This window comes from Ruegeria sp. BJ3 (assembly GCF_056535665.1).
The window spans coordinates 1,647,562-1,665,607 of the sequence record NZ_JBQFIT010000001.1; the positions used below are offsets into that span (position 1 = coordinate 1,647,562).

General features: G+C 61.2%; 20 protein-coding genes and 1 tRNA gene. 10 read left to right on the top strand and 11 right to left on the bottom strand.

The annotated features are described in order from the left end of the window. Positions 1–34: 34 nt before the first annotated feature. From proB to ACR3EL_RS08300, 8 genes are all read right to left on the bottom strand, one after another. A complete protein-coding gene (gene proB, locus ACR3EL_RS08265) occupies positions 35–1,141 on the bottom strand; it encodes a glutamate 5-kinase (RefSeq protein WP_170338633.1) in 1,107 nt (368 codons plus the stop codon). Then, positions 1,129–2,163, bottom strand: a complete 1,035-nt coding sequence (gene obgE / locus ACR3EL_RS08270; RefSeq protein WP_005983058.1) for a GTPase ObgE — start codon at positions 2,161–2,163, stop codon at positions 1,129–1,131. The genes proB and obgE overlap by 13 nt, the downstream gene beginning before the upstream one ends. Before the next feature lie 37 nt (positions 2,164–2,200). Then, a complete protein-coding gene (locus ACR3EL_RS08275) occupies positions 2,201–2,737 on the bottom strand; it encodes a GNAT family N-acetyltransferase (protein WP_170338635.1) in 537 nt (178 codons plus the stop codon). Further along, positions 2,734–3,342 (bottom strand): LysE family translocator, encoded by a 609-nt coding sequence (locus tag ACR3EL_RS08280; RefSeq protein WP_480721156.1) that lies wholly within the window; start codon positions 3,340–3,342, stop codon positions 2,734–2,736. Before ACR3EL_RS08280 ends, ACR3EL_RS08275 begins: the two co-directional genes overlap by 4 nt. Before the next feature lie 96 nt (positions 3,343–3,438). Continuing rightward, the gene (gene rpmA, locus ACR3EL_RS08285; protein ID WP_480721158.1) at positions 3,439–3,708 is read right to left on the bottom strand and encodes a 50S ribosomal protein L27; all 270 of its coding nucleotides are present in this window, start codon (positions 3,706–3,708) and stop codon (positions 3,439–3,441) included. A gap of 11 nt (positions 3,709–3,719) precedes the next feature. Next, positions 3,720–4,334: a 50S ribosomal protein L21 gene (locus tag ACR3EL_RS08290; protein WP_170339207.1), complete on the bottom strand. Its 615-nt coding sequence runs from the start codon at positions 4,332–4,334 to the stop codon at positions 3,720–3,722. 208 nt (positions 4,335–4,542) lie between these two features. Then, complete coding sequence (locus tag ACR3EL_RS08295; protein WP_480721159.1) at positions 4,543–5,349, bottom strand: DUF2059 domain-containing protein; 807 nt, start codon at positions 5,347–5,349, stop codon at positions 4,543–4,545. Beyond that, positions 5,349–6,191, bottom strand: a complete 843-nt coding sequence (locus tag ACR3EL_RS08300) for a DUF2059 domain-containing protein (RefSeq protein WP_170338641.1) — start codon at positions 6,189–6,191, stop codon at positions 5,349–5,351. Before ACR3EL_RS08300 ends, ACR3EL_RS08295 begins: the two co-directional genes overlap by 1 nt. A gap of 123 nt (positions 6,192–6,314) precedes the next feature. Between ACR3EL_RS08300 and ACR3EL_RS08305 the strand changes: the two genes are divergently transcribed. The 9 genes from ACR3EL_RS08305 (at position 6,315) to ACR3EL_RS08345 (ending at position 15,093) form a co-directional block, all read left to right on the top strand. Next, positions 6,315–6,404 (top strand) — tRNA-Ser (locus ACR3EL_RS08305). A 208-nt stretch (positions 6,405–6,612) separates the two neighbouring features. Beyond that, complete coding sequence (locus ACR3EL_RS08310; RefSeq protein ID WP_170338643.1) at positions 6,613–7,164, top strand: hypothetical protein; 552 nt, start codon at positions 6,613–6,615, stop codon at positions 7,162–7,164. Positions 7,165–7,395: 231 nt separating this feature from the next. After that, positions 7,396–8,424 carry a zinc-binding dehydrogenase gene (locus tag ACR3EL_RS08315; protein WP_170338645.1) on the top strand — a complete coding sequence of 343 codons (1,029 nt, stop codon included), beginning with the start codon at positions 7,396–7,398 and terminating at the stop codon, positions 8,422–8,424. Positions 8,425–8,500: 76 nt separating this feature from the next. Beyond that, positions 8,501–9,376, top strand: a complete 876-nt coding sequence (locus tag ACR3EL_RS08320; protein WP_005983028.1) for a branched-chain amino acid ABC transporter permease — start codon at positions 8,501–8,503, stop codon at positions 9,374–9,376. 4 nt (positions 9,377–9,380) lie between these two features. Beyond that, complete coding sequence (locus ACR3EL_RS08325; protein ID WP_170338647.1) at positions 9,381–10,478, top strand: branched-chain amino acid ABC transporter permease; 1,098 nt, start codon at positions 9,381–9,383, stop codon at positions 10,476–10,478. Further along, the gene (locus tag ACR3EL_RS08330) at positions 10,475–11,239 is read left to right on the top strand and encodes an ABC transporter ATP-binding protein (RefSeq protein ID WP_170338649.1); all 765 of its coding nucleotides are present in this window, start codon (positions 10,475–10,477) and stop codon (positions 11,237–11,239) included. The genes ACR3EL_RS08325 and ACR3EL_RS08330 overlap by 4 nt, the downstream gene beginning before the upstream one ends. Then, positions 11,236–12,009 (top strand): ABC transporter ATP-binding protein, encoded by a 774-nt coding sequence (locus tag ACR3EL_RS08335; RefSeq protein WP_170338651.1) that lies wholly within the window; start codon positions 11,236–11,238, stop codon positions 12,007–12,009. The genes ACR3EL_RS08330 and ACR3EL_RS08335 overlap by 4 nt, the downstream gene beginning before the upstream one ends. 5 nt (positions 12,010–12,014) lie before the next feature. Further along, the gene (locus ACR3EL_RS08340; protein ID WP_480721165.1) at positions 12,015–13,901 is read left to right on the top strand and encodes an AMP-dependent synthetase/ligase; all 1,887 of its coding nucleotides are present in this window, start codon (positions 12,015–12,017) and stop codon (positions 13,899–13,901) included. A 31-nt stretch (positions 13,902–13,932) separates the two neighbouring features. Next, entirely contained in the window at positions 13,933–15,093 is a 1,161-nt protein-coding gene (locus tag ACR3EL_RS08345) for an ABC transporter substrate-binding protein (RefSeq protein ID WP_480721167.1), read from the top strand. A 70-nt stretch (positions 15,094–15,163) separates the two neighbouring features. On the opposite strand, the gene rpsI is transcribed toward ACR3EL_RS08345, so the two are convergent. The 3 genes from rpsI to ACR3EL_RS08360 form a co-directional block, all read right to left on the bottom strand. Beyond that, positions 15,164–15,649, bottom strand: a complete 486-nt coding sequence (rpsI, locus tag ACR3EL_RS08350; protein ID WP_005983014.1) for a 30S ribosomal protein S9 — start codon at positions 15,647–15,649, stop codon at positions 15,164–15,166. 6 nt (positions 15,650–15,655) lie between these two features. Beyond that, complete coding sequence (gene rplM, locus ACR3EL_RS08355; RefSeq protein WP_093962031.1) at positions 15,656–16,114, bottom strand: 50S ribosomal protein L13; 459 nt, start codon at positions 16,112–16,114, stop codon at positions 15,656–15,658. A gap of 164 nt (positions 16,115–16,278) precedes the next feature. After that, on the bottom strand, positions 16,279–17,682 hold the full coding sequence (locus tag ACR3EL_RS08360) for an aminotransferase-like domain-containing protein (protein WP_170338657.1): 1,404 nt from the start codon (positions 17,680–17,682) through the stop codon (positions 16,279–16,281). 99 nt (positions 17,683–17,781) lie between these two features. On the opposite strand from ACR3EL_RS08360, the gene ACR3EL_RS08365 reads away from it, so the two are divergent. After that, complete coding sequence (locus tag ACR3EL_RS08365; RefSeq protein ID WP_093962029.1) at positions 17,782–18,009, top strand: DUF1127 domain-containing protein; 228 nt, start codon at positions 17,782–17,784, stop codon at positions 18,007–18,009. Positions 18,010–18,046 lie beyond the last annotated feature (37 nt).

Sequence of the window (18,046 nt, forward strand, 5' to 3'; positions counted from 1 at the left end):
TCGTCGGACCAGCCAAATCTATCAGTTTTCTCGGCTACAAAGCCAGATCATCACGGTGGATCATCACCGCACGGCCGGGATAGCCGAGTGCGTCCTCGATCTCGGAGGATTTGCGCCCCTTGATGGCGTCGGCCTCGTGCGCGGTATAGCGGCTGAGGCCCAATCCCAGACGCCGGCCCTCGTGGTCCTTGATGGCCACCGGGTCGCCCCGTCCGAAATCGCCCGTCACTTCGACGATGCCGGCCGGCAACAGGCTCTTGCCATTCTCCAGCGCCCGCGCAGCCCCTGCATCGACCGTGATCTCGCCCCGCGGCTTCATCGCCGAGATCCAGCGTTTGCGCGCCGCATGCGGGTCCAACTTGGCTTTGAACCAAGTGCTGTTCGCGCCATTGTTCAGCAGTTTCAGAGGGTTCAACGGCGATCCTTCCGTAATCGCCATGTCACAGCCCGCCGCCGTCGCCATCTGCGCGGCCATCAGCTTGGTCTTCATGCCGCCCTTGGACAGCCCCGAACCGGCATCACCGGCCATCGCCTCGATCTCGGGCGTGATCGCGTCGATCACGGCAAACCGGGTGGCGGACGGGTCCTCGGCGGGGTTGCCGGTGTAGAACCCATCGACATCGGACAGCAGAATCAATTGATCCGCACCGACGGTCACGGCGATCTGCGCGGCCAGGCGATCATTGTCGCCGTAACGGATTTCATCCGTGGCCACCGTGTCATTTTCGTTCACGATGGGCACGACACCCAGCCCCAGCAGAGTTTCCAACGTCGCGCGCGAGTTCAGGTACCGGCGGCGGTTCTCGCTGTCTTCAAGCGTTACCAGAACCTGTGCCGTGGTGATGTCGTGGGGGGCCAACGCCTCTTCATAGGCCCGCGCCAGCCGGATCTGCCCGACGGCGGCCGCGGCCTGGGACTGCTCCAGCGACAGCGCGGTTGCGGGCAGGCCCAGAACACCGCGCCCCAGCGCGATCGAACCGGACGAGACCAGAACCACATCGGCCCCCTGCCCCTTGAGCCACGCCACGTCCTGCGCCAGCGAATGCAACCAGTCCGAACGCAGCTTGCCGGTCGAACGATCGACCAGCAACGCCGAGCCGATCTTGACCACCAGGCGCTTTGCGTCGGTCAGGGCTGCCACGTCTCGCGCTCCTCGGTGGGTTTCTGGCGCAGACGGTTTTCGTCGATCTGGGCGCGCAGGGCCCGCAGAACCTCGGTCACGCCCTGTCGGGCGACGCCCGACATGGTCATGACAGGGCCGCCCACGGCCTCTTCCAATTCGGCCTTGGCCAGTTCGAGCTGTTCTTCGTCCAACGCGTCGATCTTGTTCAGCACGGTGATCCGGGGCTTGTCGGCCAGCGCGCCGCCATAGGCTTCAAGCTCGTGGATGATGGTGTGATAGTCCTGCGCGATGGTCTCAGACGTGCCATCGACCAGATGCAGCAACACCGCGCAGCGTTCGACATGGCCCAGAAAACGGTCGCCGATGCCGCGGCCTTCATGCGCGCCTTCGATCAGGCCGGGAATGTCGGCCACCACGAATTCCACGTTGTCCACGCCGACGACGCCCAGATTTGGGTGCAGCGTGGTAAAGGGATAGTCGGCGATCTTGGGCCGGGCATTCGAGGTGGCGGCCAGAAAGGTTGACTTGCCCGCATTCGGCAGGCCCAGCAGGCCCACATCGGCGATCAGCTTCAGGCGCAGCCAAATCGTACGGTCCACGCCCGGCTGCCCCGGATTGGCACGGCGCGGCGCCTGGTTGGTGGCCGATTTGAAATGCAGGTTGCCGAAACCGCCATTGCCGCCCCGCGCCAGAAGGACACGTTGCCCCACTTCGGTCAGGTCGGCGATCACCGTCTCCTGATCCTCGTCCAGGATCTCGGTTCCGACCGGCACGCGCAGGATAATGTCGTCGCCGTCCTTGCCAGTGCGCTGCTGGCCCCGGCCGGGCTGTCCGTTTTTGGCAAAGAAATGCTGCTGATAGCGGAAGTCGATCAGGGTGTTCAGCCCGTCCACGACCTCAGCCCAGACGGACCCGCCTTTGCCGCCGTCCCCGCCATCGGGGCCGCCGTATTCGATGTACTTTTCGCGTCGAAAGCTGACGCACCCGCTACCGCCGGCCCCGGACCGGATGTAGACCTTTGCAAGATCGAGAAATTTCATGTCAGTCCCCTACTGCAAAGGCCCCATCGGCCACAAGTCAGAGTTTTTTGCTGTACGTCCAGGTGGGCACATTTGCGTTGCGCGCCACCGAGAAGCTTTCGGCATCGCCAAGGTACTGGAACCCGCAATGAGTCAGGACCCGGGCCGAGGCGGGATTGTCCTGAAACACGCTGGCAAACATCGTGGCGTTTTCCAGCGGGTTCGAATGAACCAGCGTTTCCACCGCCAGCGAGGCGATGCCCGTGTTCCAGTACAGGGGCGCGACCCAATAGCCCACTTCGGACTGGTTGCGATCCAGCCGCTTGAGCGAGATCACTCCGATCAACTCGGGCCCGCCATCCTTGGTGGCGTCCATCGCCCAGACGTCCTCGTCCCGGTCCTCGGCCATGGCGCGGGTCACGAAAGCTTCGATCGAACCGGGCGGCAAAGGGTGCGGGATCGACGTGGTCATGCGCGCCACGCGCTCGTCCCCTGCGTAGTGCTCGATCAGGCCCATGTCCGACCGGCGCAGCGGGCGCAGGTCGAACCGCTCGGTTTCAATGACCGGCTGATTTATGATTGCCTCAAGTTTCATTGGTGTGTTCCTCCTCCGAACAACACGAAAAGTACGGATGCAACAGTCAGACCCGCGAGAGTCCACATCAGATATTTTTCCGCCGGCCGTCCCGCAACCACGCGGGCAATTCTATCGCCCGCAAAAGTCCAGATCGGGTGCAGGACCACCTGGCAGGTCAACAAAACGAGCGCGATCGTGAGCGTCGCACTCAGCACCGATGTTCCCGCCGCGACGAACCCGGTGAATCCCGCGATGGTCATCGCCCAGGCCTTGGGGTTCAGCGGATGGACCACCAACCCGGCCCAGAATCCGGGAGCCGCCTCGCCCGCGTCCTGATGCGACAGGCGCAGGTTGGCGATTTTCCACGCAAGCCAGCAAATATAGGCCGCCGAAGCATATTTCAGAACCGCGAACGCTGTCGGAGCCTGTTCTGCCAGTTGCAGAAGGCCAAAGCCCAGCGGCCAGATGATCAGCTGCTTGCCCAGAATCACGCCTGCCACGAAAGGCAGCGCCGCGCGGAACCCAAAGCGCGCACCCGTTCCCAACAGGACCATGTTGGCCGGTCCCGGCGTGCCGACCTGGCTGGCGGCAAAGATCAGGAAACTGGTGGTTGCAACGGGCATCGGGGCTTTCGATCAAATCTGTGTCAAAACGAGAAAGGGGACCGGCACTTTGTGCCGGTCCCCCATGAATTTTTCTTAAACCTTCTGGGTTTCGGCTTACTCTGCGGCCTCCGCCGCTGGCAGGACCGAAATGAAGGTGCGGTTTTTCAGTCCCTTGTGGAACTTCACGGCGCCATCGACAGTTGCAAAGATGGTGTGATCCTTGCCCATGCCCACGCCTTCGCCCGGCCAGAACTTGGTGCCGCGCTGACGCACGATAATGTTGCCTGCAACGGCGGCCTGGCCACCATACAGTTTCACGCCAAGGCGACGACCCGCTGAGTCGCGGCCGTTACGGGAGGAACCGCCAGCTTTTTTATGTGCCATTCTCTCTCTCCTTAGCCTTTGGCCAGATCTTTGGCCTGCTCAACCCATTCGGGTTTCACTTTGACCGTCTCGATAGCAGCAATCTGCTCGTCCGACAAGGCGGCCAGAGCGGCAAAGCTTTCGATACCGGCTTCGGCCAGTTTCTTGGCAGCTGCGGGACCAACACCGGTGATCTTGGTCAGATCGTCAGCGGCAGCAGCAGCGGCCGGGGCTTCTGCCTTGGCAGCGGCTTTCTTGGCGGGTTTCGCTGCTTTCGCAACTTCACCTGCCGGAGCCGAACCGGTTGCGGCCTTGACGCCCGACTTGTCCGCACCCGAGGGCAGGATGTCGGTGATCTTGACCAGGGTCAGCTTCTGACGGTGGCCAACGGTGCGCTTCGAGCTGTGCTTGCGGCGGCGCTTGACGAATTTGATGACCTTGTCACCTTTGATCTGTTCGATCACTTCCGCCTGAACGGCCGCACCATCGATGAACGGCGCGCCGACCACCGGGGCGTCGCCACCCAGCATCAGAACGTCGTTGAATTGGACTTTTTCACCTGCGTCGGCAGCCAGCTTTTCAACGCGGAGCACGTCGCCCGCCTGAACCTTGTACTGCTTGCCGCCAGTCTTGAGGACTGCAAACATGCGTCTTTCCTTTTTCTACCGCGTTCTGTGGTCCCCGTCAGACGGGTGTTTCGGCCAAGGCCACCTCGAACAGCGCGCCTTTTTAGGGCGGATGAACGACCGTCAGGGCGCACCCGTCAGGCCAGCAATAACGATACCCGGCGCGGAGGTTCCGGCCGGGATGCGCGCTTATCCACGGATCACAGGGCAAAGTCAACAGCAAACCGGCCTAAAGATCCGACGCTTGCAGAACCTGCGCCACCGTCACGCCCAGCTGGTATGACAACTCGTTGAACATGGTGTCCAGACCAGCGAACAAGGCGTTGTTCAAGGCCTGCCCGGCCTCGGTGCGTGAAAAGGCGATATTCTCGCGCAGCTGGGCCTCGCTGAGCGGTTGGTATGCAAACAGAAGGAACGAGTACAGCCACTCGCGGGTTTGTTGCTCGGACTGCGCACCCTGCGCCAGCAATTGGGCCAACATTTCCCCGTCGTCGCCCGTGATGCCCTGCCCATCCGCCAACCCACGGAAGAAATTGTAATCGGCCTGCAACGCTCCACGCACGTTCCGATCAACAAGGTCGTTGATCTCGACATACTCATCGATCAGGCGAAAATAGGCCGCATCACGATCGGCCTCCCGATAGGCGGACATGGCCATCTCTTCGATGGCTTCGTCGGAAAACGTTCGGCGGGCCGAGTTTTCCAAAGACACAACGGCGCGGCCCAGGTCGCTTTCGAAAAACAGCGCGGCCTGCTCCAATTGCCCTTCGGACATACCGCCAGCCAGCGCATCATGAATCTTGGCCTGCATCCAGGCCTTGTCGTACAAATCTTCAACCTGGGCCTCGAAAAACGATCCGCCCTCACCGTCCAGCAGGCTTTTGTCCAGTTCGCGCCCCTGCGCGACACCCTCATCACGCAGAATCTGCATCACGTCGGACAAATGCATTGCCTTGGTCAGACGGTCGACCTGATCGGCCGTGACCGCACTGGCCCAACCGGCCAGAACCAGCCACAGAGCCAGTAGCAACCGCATTAGATGTCCTGAGCCGGACGCAGCTCGGCCATGCGCGCCGCCAGCACTTCAAACCGCATGGCCATGATCTCGTACTGGATGGCGTTCAACAGCTCATAGACTTCCTGCATCAGCGGCTGTTCCAGCGCTTTGGTATAGGCGTCGACATCCGCGTCAGAGAAATCCTGATAGGTATAGGCCGCGTTGGCCAAGGCGGACAGTTGCAATGACTGCCGCATCTCGGGTTCGTTCAGCTTCATCATCTGGCGCAGCCCGTCCGCGTCCAATTGCAGGTCGATCACTCCGGCGGCGCTGGCGGCCAGCAGGAACCGAAGCTGGATCTCCTGCAATGCCCGCAACGAGGTTTCGCTGGCATCGATGGCACTGTTCATCCGCTTCAGGCTTTCGATGCGGCTCGAACCGGACTTGACCAGATCGGATATGATCTCCTGCCCCTCAAGTTGCTTGGCTTCGTCATCCTCGACAAGGTGCGAGGCATTTTCCGCCTCGACAAGCCGTTGCCCCAGATCCGAAGCATAAAACTCGACCGCGTGGTTCAGGGCCTCGTCGCTCAGCGTCTGTTCGAGAATCGCAACCGCAGTTTCATGCATGTCATCGGTGTCGAACACCTCTTCCGTCAGACGCGTCCATTGCGAGCCAAAACCCTCGGGGTCGATCCCCAGCATCTGAGGCGCCGAGGCCGAGGCCAGTGCGATGCTTTCCAGCGCCACGTCAAAACCCGTCGTGGTCAGAAAAGCCTCGATCCGATCCCGACTGGCGGACAAGGCGGTCTGAGCCGTCAGAGCGAACGCGAACACGGGCAGGATGAGCAGAAGCGAAATGCGGTGCAGAAGATGTCTCATACATGTCAGCCTAGGAGATTTCGTCGGACTGGCAATGGAAAATCCTCGGTTTGGCGAATTCGGGAATTTTCTGCTTGCACCCCTCGGCGATCACAACTAAATCCCCCCCTCACAGACCCCCGCGGAGAGGTGCCGGAGTGGTCGAACGGGGCGGTCTCGAAAACCGTTGTGGGTGCAAGCCCACCCAGGGTTCGAATCCCTGTCTCTCCGCCATTACTTCCCAATGACGCCCCCCTTTCTTGTTCGCCTGATGGTTGCAACCGTGTATTTTCGCCGGTGGCGTGTTGCCGCCGCCGATCGTCTGATTGATCAGCGCCGAGTGGCCCAAACCCCGAACATGCGCCGAATTTTTGGGATTTCCCCTTTGATCTCAGGTAGTTTCTCCCCACATCAGCGGCACACATCCGAAAAGGAGACCCCAATGTCCCGCATTATCATCCTGATTATCATCGCCGGATTGGGTGCCGGCGCGTATTTCTACCTGAATCAGCCCGAGCCCACCCCGGCCGAGAAACTGCAATCTGCCGCCAAAGAAGCCGGCGAGGCCGTCGGCGAGGCCGCAACCGCAGCCCAGGAAGCCGCCAGCGAGGCGTTGTCGACGGCCGCGCAGCAAGCGGGTGACGCAGCCTCGGCCGCCGTCGAACAGGCCGGTGAAGCCGCCGAGCAAGCCGGTCAGACAGCCACGGATCTGGCAAACCAGGCCGGCGATGCAGCCACGGATCTGGCCAACCAGGCAGGCGATCAGGTTGCAGCACTCACTGCCCAAGGGCAGGAGTTGCTGAATACCTGGGTTGACGAAGGCATGCTGTCGGCCGAGCAGTTCGACTATGACGCGATGGTTGAATCCGTGAAGAACAGTCAGCTGAGCCAGGAGATTCAGGACCAGGTGATCAAGATCCTCGATGGCATCAAGGAAGCGCCGGAAACGGCTGCGCTCAAGATTCAGGAACTGCGCAACCTGTTGACGCAATAAGGCCTTCGACAAGGCCGGCATTTTTCCGGCCTTGTCACACCTGCACCGGCTTCCCAATTCCCCAACGTTAACCCTGTGGTCGATTGACCTGTCCGGTGCCATTTGTTTGGCTTGGCTTAACCAGTCGCATCAAGTCGGGACGACCTATTGTCGGCATCGGTGCGCCCTGCCCTGGGGCGTGCACTCGGATCGACCCGTTTGCTTGAAAATGTCGGAAACAAAGGAAAAAGAATGACTGAACTCCCCAAATCCATGTTTGCCGTGATCCAGAAATTTGACGGATACTCCGGTACGGCCACGGGCCCGGCGATCGATGACGCCGCCGACTGGGTTGAGAATGCCGAGATCCCGGTGCCCACGCCGGGCCCCGGCCAGGTGCTGATCAAATTGCGCACCGCATCGGTGAACCCCTCGGACCTTCATTTCATCAAGGGTGAGTACGGTCAGCCGCGGGTCAAAGGTGCACCGGCCGGTTTCGAAGGGTGCGGGGACGTCGTCGCCACCGGCGCGGGCGCCGAAGCGCTGAAGGGGCAAAGGGTCGCCTTCGTCGCCTCCGGGTCCGGCGCATGGGCCGAGTATGCCCTGACACAGGCCCAGATGTGCATTCCTTTGCGGCCCGAGATCTCGGACGATGACGGTGCTGCACAGATCGTCAATCCGCTGACCGCAATGGCAATGGTTGAGATCGCGCGTTCCGAAGGTGAGGCCTTTGTCGTTTCCGCGGCCACCAGCCAGTTGGGCAAGCTGATGTGCGGGCTGGGCCGAGACCTTGGCCTGAAGCCGATTGCCATGGTGCGGCGCCCTGAAACGGTCGAACTGCTCAAAAGCCACGGAGCGGCCGAGGTCATCGTAACCACCGAAGACGATGCCGTCTCCAAGTTTGCGGCCATCAGCGCACAGCTCAAGCCTCGGGTTTTTCTGGATGCGGTCTCGGATCAGCTGTCCGAGCAAGTATTCTGCGCCATGCCCAACGGCGGGCGCTGGGTGTCTTATGGCAAACTCAGCAGCGAGCCGCCGAAGCTGACCCAGATGGGCCAGTTGATCTTCATGAGCAAGCAGATCGAGGGCTTCTGGCTGACCAAATGGATGATGTCCACGCCACCCGAAGAGCAGATGCGCGCGGTTGCCGAGGTGCAGGCCCGCTTTGCGGACGGACGGTGGAAAACGGATGTCTCGGCGCATGTCCCGCTGAACAAAATCGTTTCCGATCTGGCAGTTGCACTGAAAAAGAGTGACGGTAAGGTAATAATCACGCCATAGTAGAACAGGCGCCCCGGTGATTGGAGGAGATCCGGGGCGTTAGGACGCCGGGCAAACCGGCAATTGGGAGGAGAATTTGGACAACGCACAGCTGCTGATCAGCGGGCTGGCGAATGGCTGTGTCTACGGCCTGATCGCACTCGGCTTCGTACTGATCTACAAGGCGACCGAGGCCGTGAACTTCGCCCAGGGCGATTTTATGATGCTGGGCGCCTTCGTCACCATCGGGCTGACCAATACCGAGTATATGGGCCTGCCCTTCTGGCTGGCCCTGCCCATCTCGCTGGGGATCATGGGTGCGCTGGGGTATCTGCTGGACCGGTTGATCATCCGCCGCCTGTTCGGGGAAAGCCAGACCGCCGTGGTCATCCTGACCATCGCCCTGGGTTTCGTGATCCGCTTTGTTGCCGGGCTGATCTGGGGGCACGAGCCGCAGACGCTGGAAAATCCGCTGGCCGGCAAGGAGGTCCGTTTTGGCGGGTTGGTTCTGGGGATGGAGGACGTGGCGGTCATCGTCGTGACGGTGCTGCTGACGTGGGGGCTGTATGTGTTTTTCAGCAAGACCAAGCTGGGTCTGGCGATGCAGGGCGCCTCGCAGAACCAGTTGGCGGCCTATTACATGGGGGTACCGGTCAAGCGTGTTCAGGGTTTCATCTGGGGTCTGGCCGGCGTCGTGGCCGGGATCGCGGGCATCCTGTTCGCCGCCAAGGGTTCGGTCGATCCGACCACCGGGCTGCTGGGAATCAAGGCGTTTGCGGCCGCGGTCATCGGCGGGTTTGGCAGCCTGCCCGGAGCCTTGGCGGGCGGTCTGATCGTCGGCGTGATCGAACCCTTCGCCAGCCGCTACATCGCTGCGGGCTACAGCCAGATCGCGCCCTATGCGCTGTTGCTGGCGGTGCTGATCTTCCGTCCGCACGGCCTGTTCAGCCAGGTCCGGGTCAAGAAGGTCTGAGCGCATGAGGATCGTTTTCAAAACCGACTACATGCAGGACATCCGCCCGTGGAAGGACGGATACCAGTTGTCACTCTACCTGATCCTGCTGACGGTGGTCTTTGCCGCGCCGTGGTGGCTGGACGCGTTCTATCTGGGAGAGCTGACGAACGTTCTGATCTGGGCCATCGCCGGGCTGGGTCTGATGATCCTGACCGGGCATACCGGCCAGGCCAGCCTGGGCCACGCGGCGTTTCTGGCCTTTGGCTGCTATGCCAACGTGATCCTGATCGAGTCAGGCGTGCCGTTTCTGGTGGCCTTTCCGTTGGCCGGCATCCTGACCGGTATCGCCGGGGTCACGGTTGCCATCCCTGCCCTGCGGCTACACGGAATCTATCTGGCGATTTTCACCCTGGCCCTGTCGATCCTGATGGACGACCTCATCGTTCTGGCCGAACCGATCACCGGCGGCGTGGCGGGCAAATACATGGGCGGGGTCGAGATATTCGGCCATCTGGTCGATCGCTGGGGCACGCCCGAGCAGTTCTATTGGCTGGTTCTGGCCGTCACGGTTCTGGTCACGCTGGGCTATATCAACCTTCTGCGTACGCCGCTGGGGCGCAGCTTCATCGCGGTGCGCGACTCGGAAGTGTCCGCGCAGGCGATGGGCATCGACATCGCGCGCACCAAGACCGTGTCTTTCGCATTGTCCTGCGCCGTGACTGGATGGGCGGGGGCGCTGATGGGCCTGTATGCCGGGGCCTTCAACAACGAAACCTTCAGCGTTGTGATCTCGATCCAGCTGCTGATGATGATCGTGATCGGCGGACTGGGCTCGATCCACGGCGCGTTTCTGGGCGCCATCGTCATCGGGTTTCTGCCGCAGTTCCTGTCGATCGCCAAGGAATACGCAGCCGCCCTGTTCGGTGGCGGAACCGTCGCCATTCCGGGGCTTGAATTCGGCATCTTCGGCATGATCCTGATCGGGTTCATCCTGTTCGAGCCGATGGGCATCTACGGCCGATGGCTGAAAATCCGCACCTGGTTCGAGCTGTTCCCCTTCTACCGCAAGGACATGTTCAAGCGGCAGAAATCCTATCTCAAGACGGAGCGCCTGAGATGAGCCTGCTGGAATTCGAGAACGTCACCCTGAAATTCGGTGGCCTGACGGCGGTGAACGATCTGTCCTTTTCGGTCGAGGAAGGCGAGGTCTTTGCCATCGTCGGCCCGAACGGGGCCGGCAAATCCACGGTGTTCAACTTGATTTCGCGCTTTTACGACCCGTTCGCGGGCCAGATCCGGTTCGACGGGCACGATCTGCTGCAGGTCAAGCCCTCGGGCGTGGCCGCCTATGGCGTCGCGCGCACCTTCCAGAACATCGAGCTGTTCGAACATGCAACCGTGTTGCAGAACCTGCTGGTCGGGCGGCACCGCCACCGGCGGACCAACCTGCTGTCCGAGGTGTTCTTTACTCCCTCGGCCCGCCGGCAAGAGCTGGAGAACCGCGAGAAGGTCGAAGAGATCATCGATTTCCTCGATCTGCAGGCCTATCGCGACAAGATGATTGCCGGCCTGCCTTACGGCGTCCGCAAGGTGGTCGAGGTCGCGCGTGCGCTGGCCACCGACCCCAAGCTGCTGCTGCTGGATGAACCGGCCTCGGGGCTGTCGGTCGAGGAAACAACAGACATGCGCTGGTGGATCGACGACATCCGGCGGCAGATGGGGATCACGGTGTTGATGGTCGAACATGACATGGGGCTGGTTTCGGGCGTGTCCGACCGGGTGCTGGCCATGGCCGACGGGGCGAAACTGGCCCTTGGGACACCGGCGCAGGTGCAATCGCACCCCGCCGTCGTCGAAGCCTATCTGGGGAAAGCCTCATGAGCGCACCGATCCTGAGCATCCGCAACATCGAAAGCTTCTATGGCCCGATTATGGCGATCCGCGGCGTGTCGCTGGACGTGCACCCGGGCCAGATCGTCTCAATCCTGGGCGCCAACGGGGCGGGCAAGACGACGCTGATGAAGACCGTCTCGGGCGTGATGGACCCGGAAAAGGGAACGATCACCTTCGACGGCGAGGAAATCCAGGGGCTGGAGCCGCACAAGATCGTCCAGAAGGGCATCGTGCATGTGCCCGAGGGGCGCGAGGTGTTCCCGCTGCTGACGGTGAACGAAAACCTCAGCCTCGGGGCCTACACCCTGCATGACAAGGCCCAGATCGAGCGCGATCGCGAGTTGGTGTTTTCCTACTTCCCGGTCCTGAAGGAACGTCGCAACCAAGAGGCCGGCACACTGTCTGGTGGGCAGCAGCAGATGCTGGCCATCGGCCGCGGCCTGATGGCCAACCCGCGCATCATGCTGCTGGACGAACCCTCGCTGGGCCTGTCGCCGCTGCTGGTCCAAGAGATCTTCGGCATCCTCAGACGCCTGAATGGCGAGCAGAACATGACCATGATGCTGGTCGAGCAGAACGCCAACGCCGCGCTGGAACTGGCCGATCATGGCTATGTCATGGAGGTCGGGCGCATCGTGATGGACGGCCCCGCCGACGTGTTGATGCGGTCCGAGGACATCCAGAACTTCTATCTGGGCGTGCAGGAGGAAGGCGCGCGGGAAAACCGCCGCTGGAAACGCAAGAAGACGTGGAGGTGAGCCGGATGAACATGACCACCCTGCCCCCGCAGACCACCATCAACGGCGTCCAGTTCAACGCCACCCCCGGCCAGCGCCCCGTGCGGGTCGATGGCTGCGTCACCATCCCCGAGCTGTTCCAGAAACGCTGTGCCGCCCTGGGCGACCGCACCGCGCATCGGGAAAAGGATCTGGGCATCTGGAAATCCTATTCCTGGGCCGTCTACTGGCAGCACGCCAAATGGATCGGGCTGGCGCTGCGCAAGCTGGGACTGCAACGCGGTGAGGTCGTCTCGATCCTGTCCGAGGACCGCAAGGAATGGGCCTGGTTCGATCTGGGCATCCAATGCGTCGGCGGCATCGCCTCGGGCGTCTACACCACCGACTCGGCCAGCCAGTTGAAGTACCTGATCAATGACAGCGACAGCCGCTTTCTGATCGTCGAAGACGAAGAGCAGCTGGACAAATTTCTGGACATAGAAGACGAGGTGCCCGGCCTGTTGAAGGTCATCATACTCGAAGACGAAGGCCTGCACGACTTGGCCCACCCCCGCTGCATGATGATCGAGGATCTCTATGCCCTCGGCCACGCGGCCGAGCGCGAAGAACCGGGCCGGTTCGAAGCCGAAATCGCACTGGCCACGCCGCAGGACACGGCGCTGCTGATCTATACCTCGGGCACCACCGGCATGCCCAAGGGTGCGATGCTGAGCAACGAAAACATCATGGCCGCGATCGAATGCGGCGCACGCTGCCTGCCCGCGCTGGAAACGGACGAGCAGCTTTGCTTTTTGCCGCTGTGTCATATCCTTGAGCGCGACGTGTCGATCTATTTCCCGCTGGCCTCGAAATGTACGGTGAACTTCGCCGAAAGCCCCGAGACGGTCTTTGCCAACCTGCAGGAAGTGTCGCCCTCGACCTTTACCGCCGTCCCGCGCGTGTGGGAGAAGATCTATTCGCAGGTGCTGATCATGGCGCAAGAGGCCACCCCGGCCGGGCGCGCCGCCTTTGGCATGGCGCTGAAGGCCGGGATGAAACGGGCCGAGTACATCCTGCAGGGCAAACCGGTGCCGCCGGCGGTGGCCGCGAATTTCTGGCTGTGGGACCGGCTGGTGCTGCGCAACCTGCGCCGGATGCTAGGCATGGACCGGCTGCGGCGCGGCGGGTCCGGTGCGGCCCCGATCTCGCCCGAGCTGCTGAAATGGTACTGGGCCATCGGCGTGCCGCTGGTCGAGGGCTTCGGCATGACCGAGACCTCGGGCATCGCCACGCTGAACACGCCCGAGGCCAACCACATCGGTACCATCGGCAAGCCCGCACCGGGGATCGACCTGCGTATCTCGGACGAGGGCGAAATCCAGATCCGCGGCCTGAACGTGTTCCAGGGCTATTGGCGCAACAATGCCAAAACCGCCGAGACCTTCACCGCCGATGGCTGGCTGCGCACCGGCGATATGGGGCACGTGGACGCGGACGGCTATGTCACCATCACCGGCCGCCTCAAAGACATCATCATCACCGCCGGCGGAAAGAACATCACCCCGGCCGAGATCGAAAGCCGGCTGAAGTTCTCGCATTACATCTCGGACGCAGTGATCATCGGCGACCGCCGCAAGTACCTGACGGCGCTGGTGATGATCGATCAGGAAAACGTCGAGAAGTTCGCGCAGGACCGCAAGGTGCCGTTTTCGAACTTCGCCTCGCTCTGCGCTGCAGCCGAGGTGCGCGAACTGATCGGTGCCGAAGTGGCGGCGGTGAACAAGGAATTCGCGCGGGTCGAGCAGATCAAGGATTTCCGCCTGATCGACGTGCTGCTGACTGCCGAAGATGACGAACTGACCGCGACGATGAAACTGAAACGCAGCTTGGTGGAAAAGAAACACGCGCATCTCATTGAAGACATGTACAAATAGAACAGGGATCAATCCCAAGGGAGGAAGACACATGACCAAAGCAATCAGACGGCTGGCGGCAGCAACCGCCCTGTCCGCCCTGGCCTCGGTGGGCTGGGCCGAAACGCAAGGCGTGACTGACGACGAAATCGTCATCGGGTCGGTCAATGACCTCAGCGGCATTTTCGCCGCCGTCGGGGTTCCGGCCACCAAGGGCGCGAACGTGGTGTTCGACCGGGTCAATGCAAATGGCGGCGTGCATGGCCGCAAGATCCGCTATGTGGTCGAGGACAACGGATACCAGATGCCGCGCGCGATGCAGGGCTACAACAAGCTGCTGAACCGCGACAAGGTGTTTGCCATGCTGCAATCGCTGGGCACGCCGATGAACCTGGCCGGGTTCAAGCTGCTGGACCCCAAAGGCATTCCCAACGTCGCCCCCTTGTCGGCCGCGCGGCAGATGCTGCAGGAGCCGATGAAGAACAAGTTCACCTCGTTTTCCAGCTATTACGACCAAGCGCGCGTGGGCGTGAAATATCTGGCGCAGGAATTCGGCGGCGACAAGGTCTGCACGATGTATCTGCCCACCGATTTCGGCAAGGAAATCCTGGAAGGCAGCCAGGAAGGCGCCAGGGAATCCGGCACTACCTTTGCCGCGGAAACCACTCATAAACCTGACGAAACCGATTTCGTGGGCTCGCTGAGCAAGCTGAAGGAAGAAGGCTGCGACATCGTCACCATCGCCCTGGGCGTACGGCAGGCCATCACCGTGGTCGGCACCGCCAAGAAGATGGGCCTGACGGACATGAAGTTCCTGGGCACCTCGGCCAGTTTCCTGACCGTGGTGGCACAGGTGCCGGGTGGCGTGACCGATGGCTTCTACGCCGCCGCCTCGTGGCAGGACCTGTGGGCCCGCGCGGATGAACCGGCCCCCAAGGCCTTCATCGAGGAATACAAGGCTGCCACCGGCGAAGACCCGGTGGGCTTTTCAATGCTGGGATATGCCGCGGCCGAAATGATGGTCAAGGCGCTGGAGGCCGCCGGCCCCGACCTGACCCAGGACAGCTTTATCGCTGCAATGGAGACGCTGGACTATCAGGATGAACTGGTCGGCAACCACATGACCTTTGGACCCGATGACCATCAGGGCGCCGATACTGTCTACGTCAACGTGGTGGAAAACGGCGCGTGGAAAATGGTCTACGAAGAGTAAAACCAAAGAAACACAACGAAAAAAGGGCTCGCGAATGCGAGCCCTTTGCATTTGAAAAACTCGGTAGCGATTAACGCTTCGAGAACTGGAACGAACGGCGGGCTTTGCGCTTGCCGTATTTCTTCCGTTCCACGACGCGGCTGTCGCGGGTCAGGAAGCCAGCGGCCTTCAGCGCACCGCGCAGGCTGGGATCGTACAGCTGCAGCGCTTTCGAGATGCCGTGCTTGACCGCACCGGCCTGACCGGTCAGGCCACCGCCCTTGACGGTTGCCACAACGTCGAATTCACCTTCGACACCAGCAACCTGGAACGGCTGGCGCAGGATCAGCTGCAGAACGGGGCGTGCGAAATACACGTCCTGGTCCTTGCCGTTCACGGTGACCTTGCCGGAGCCCGGCTTGATCCAAACGCGGGCAACAGCGTCTTTACGCTTGCCGGTTGCATAGGAGCGACCCAGTTCGTCACGCACGGGCTCGCGCACAACAACTTCTTCGGCCACGGTTTCAACGCCTGCGACGGCGCTCAGCTCTTCGAGAGTATTGATCTGATCAGCCATCGGTCATTAGCTCCGGGTGTTTTTCTTGTTCATGGATTTGACATCCAGAACTTCGGGGGCCTGGGCTTCGTGCGGGTGCTCGGCACCGGCATAGATGCGCAGGTTGGTCATCTGCTTGCGCGACAGACGGTTGCCCGGCAGCATGCGCTTGACGGCCTGAAAGACCACACGCTCGGGGTGCGCGCCTTCCAGGATCTGCTGTTTGGTGCGCGATTTGATGCCGCCCGGGTGGCCAGTGTGCCAGTAGAAGTGCTCGTCGCGCTTCTTGCCGGTCATCTGGATCTTGTCGGCGTTGATGACGATGACGTTGTCGCCCATGTCCATGTTCGGGGTGAACGACGGCTTGTGCTTGCCACGCAGGCGCATGGCGACGATCGAGGCAAGACGGCCCAGAACAACGCCCTCGGCGTCGATCAGGATCCACTTCTTGTCGATGTCTGCAGGTGTTGCAGAGAAGGTTTTCATGTCAGGACAATCCTGTTTGATGTGAAAGACCGCCCCCAAGGCGGAGCGGCCCGAATTCGATGAATGGGTATTTAGATGGCTCGAAAGTGCACGTCAAGAACGGTAACGTCCAATTTAAGTTTAAAAAACAGCAGCTTAAAAAATAGGTATCTATTTACCCCAAATCAAACACTGATTTGTTCGGGCGGATTGTCCAGCAAGGCGCGCAGACGCAACATGGCGGATTCGAACTGCTTCAGCGAGACATGCCCGTTCATCGCAATGCGCACGGCATTTGGCGCCCTTCCATCCCTCAGCGCGAATTCATCTGCCGATCGGAGTTGAATGCCCTCACGCTCGGCAGCCCTGCTGAAGGCTGCGGCGCGCCAGCCGGACGGCAGGCTCAGCCAGACAAATGGAATATCGGGGTCCCAGTTCAGATTGAAGCCGCCCAGTGCATTGACGGCCACCCGTACATACTCACCCATCTTCGCGCGAACATCCCGCGCCATTTGCCTGGATTGAGGGTGACTGAGGAGCAAGCGGGTCAATTCGGCCAATGGCTGCGCCAATCCGAAATACCCGTATTCCGCCGATCGGCGCAGGTCTCCGCTGCGTTCCCGCGGAGCGATGGCGAACCCCACGCGCAACGCAGGCGTAAGGGTCTTGGAAATCGACGACACATGCCAGCCCCGTTCAGGCGCAAGTGCCCTGTAGCTGGGTGCGCGCGCCTCGCCCATACGATAGCAATCGTCTTCGATGATTTGCAGATCGTAGCGGCGGGCGATCTCGATCACCTCGTTGCGGCGTTCAAGAGGCGAATGCCCACCGGTCGGATTCTGAACCTCGGGCGACACGCAAATCGCTTGCGCCCGAGTTTGACGAAGGATGTGGTCCAACGCGTCGGGGCTGATACCCCATTTGTCCATTTTCACACCAATAACTTCGGCGCGCATCAACTCACCGGCTCGACGGAACCCAGCATAAGAAAGGTCCTCGACCAGAACAACGGGTTTCGGATCGCGCAGAACGGTCTGGAACACGACGCACAGTCCGCTTTGCCCGCCATGCGTAAGAACGATGTCATCGGCGTTCAAAGCACCCAGCGGCAAGTCGGAGAGCCAATCTACGACCGCCTGGCGCACAGGCAGGTAAGCGTCGCGGGTGGGATAGTTCATGAACATCTTCGGATCCCCCTGCGCCACCTTGGCAAGGCATGACCGTATCAGGGACACCTGCCCGACATCTGGCAGTCGCGGGCTGAACAGGCTGACATTGGCGTCATACTTGTCGTCCCGAAGGTGAAGCTGCCGTGACCAGACATCGTCTAGCAATGGCATTTTCGGTGGTGCCACGAATGTACCACGCCCGACCTCGGCCTGCAGCAACCCCTCCTCGGTCAGAATGGAATAAGCCCGGGCGACCGTTCCCGGTGTGATTTGCAATCGATACGCCAATTCCCGCACCGGAGGAAGTTTCACCCCGACTTCCAGCTGCTTGTTTTCGATGGCTTTTCGAATTGTATCTGCGACCAGTGTGTACTTTGGTCCCTTGGATTTTGGCAGGTCTGTCGGCCAAATTGTATCCATTACAATTCTTCCTTTGCGTTCAGTACAATCTTGAATGTACCACAGCAATGTACCGAACATTTATGCTTTGTGTCAATACAATTTGAAAGGATACTTACCATGACACGCGCAATGCACACCCCCGCCCTCTTGCTGCTGAACGACAGCCCCCGGCTGCCTCTGATCGCTGCGCTGGCCGTGCGTTTTGCGGCGACTGTCACCCAATGGGAACGCCGGCGCCGCAGCCGCGTCAACCTGAGCAGGCTGGATGACCGTCTGCTGAAGGATGTCGGGCTGACGCGCTTTGAGGCTGACCGCGAAGCACGCCGCCAATTCTGGCTTGGCTAGAATATCCCCAGTCCCAATTACGGGACCTCTTCCTGTG

What these genes read in the sequence shown, in the direction of transcription:
- rpsI (WP_005983014.1), bottom strand. Translation starts at nt 15,649, where the DNA reads ATGGCTGATCAGATCAATACTCTCGAAGAGCTGAGCGCCGTCGCAGGC.
- ACR3EL_RS08310 (WP_170338643.1), top strand. Translation starts at nt 6,613, where the DNA reads ATGTCCCGCATTATCATCCTGATTATCATCGCCGGATTGGGTGCCGGC.
- ACR3EL_RS08325 (WP_170338647.1), top strand. Translation starts at nt 9,381, where the DNA reads ATGAGGATCGTTTTCAAAACCGACTACATGCAGGACATCCGCCCGTGG.
- ACR3EL_RS08330 (WP_170338649.1), top strand. Translation starts at nt 10,475, where the DNA reads ATGAGCCTGCTGGAATTCGAGAACGTCACCCTGAAATTCGGTGGCCTG.
- rpmA (WP_480721158.1), bottom strand. Translation starts at nt 3,708, where the DNA reads ATGGCACATAAAAAAGCTGGCGGTTCCTCCCGTAACGGCCGCGACTCA.
- ACR3EL_RS08280 (WP_480721156.1), bottom strand. Translation starts at nt 3,342, where the DNA reads ATGCCCGTTGCAACCACCAGTTTCCTGATCTTTGCCGCCAGCCAGGTC.
- ACR3EL_RS08340 (WP_480721165.1), top strand. Translation starts at nt 12,015, where the DNA reads ATGAACATGACCACCCTGCCCCCGCAGACCACCATCAACGGCGTCCAG.
- rplM (WP_093962031.1), bottom strand. Translation starts at nt 16,114, where the DNA reads ATGAAAACCTTCTCTGCAACACCTGCAGACATCGACAAGAAGTGGATC.
- obgE (WP_005983058.1), bottom strand. Translation starts at nt 2,163, where the DNA reads ATGAAATTTCTCGATCTTGCAAAGGTCTACATCCGGTCCGGGGCCGGC.
- ACR3EL_RS08345 (WP_480721167.1), top strand. Translation starts at nt 13,933, where the DNA reads ATGACCAAAGCAATCAGACGGCTGGCGGCAGCAACCGCCCTGTCCGCC.
- ACR3EL_RS08295 (WP_480721159.1), bottom strand. Translation starts at nt 5,349, where the DNA reads ATGCGGTTGCTACTGGCTCTGTGGCTGGTTCTGGCCGGTTGGGCCAGT.
- ACR3EL_RS08290 (WP_170339207.1), bottom strand. Translation starts at nt 4,334, where the DNA reads ATGTTTGCAGTCCTCAAGACTGGCGGCAAGCAGTACAAGGTTCAGGCG.
- ACR3EL_RS08360 (WP_170338657.1), bottom strand. Translation starts at nt 17,682, where the DNA reads ATGGATACAATTTGGCCGACAGACCTGCCAAAATCCAAGGGACCAAAG.
- ACR3EL_RS08275 (WP_170338635.1), bottom strand. Translation starts at nt 2,737, where the DNA reads ATGAAACTTGAGGCAATCATAAATCAGCCGGTCATTGAAACCGAGCGG.
- ACR3EL_RS08315 (WP_170338645.1), top strand. Translation starts at nt 7,396, where the DNA reads ATGACTGAACTCCCCAAATCCATGTTTGCCGTGATCCAGAAATTTGAC.
- ACR3EL_RS08365 (WP_093962029.1), top strand. Translation starts at nt 17,782, where the DNA reads ATGACACGCGCAATGCACACCCCCGCCCTCTTGCTGCTGAACGACAGC.
- ACR3EL_RS08300 (WP_170338641.1), bottom strand. Translation starts at nt 6,191, where the DNA reads ATGAGACATCTTCTGCACCGCATTTCGCTTCTGCTCATCCTGCCCGTG.
- ACR3EL_RS08335 (WP_170338651.1), top strand. Translation starts at nt 11,236, where the DNA reads ATGAGCGCACCGATCCTGAGCATCCGCAACATCGAAAGCTTCTATGGC.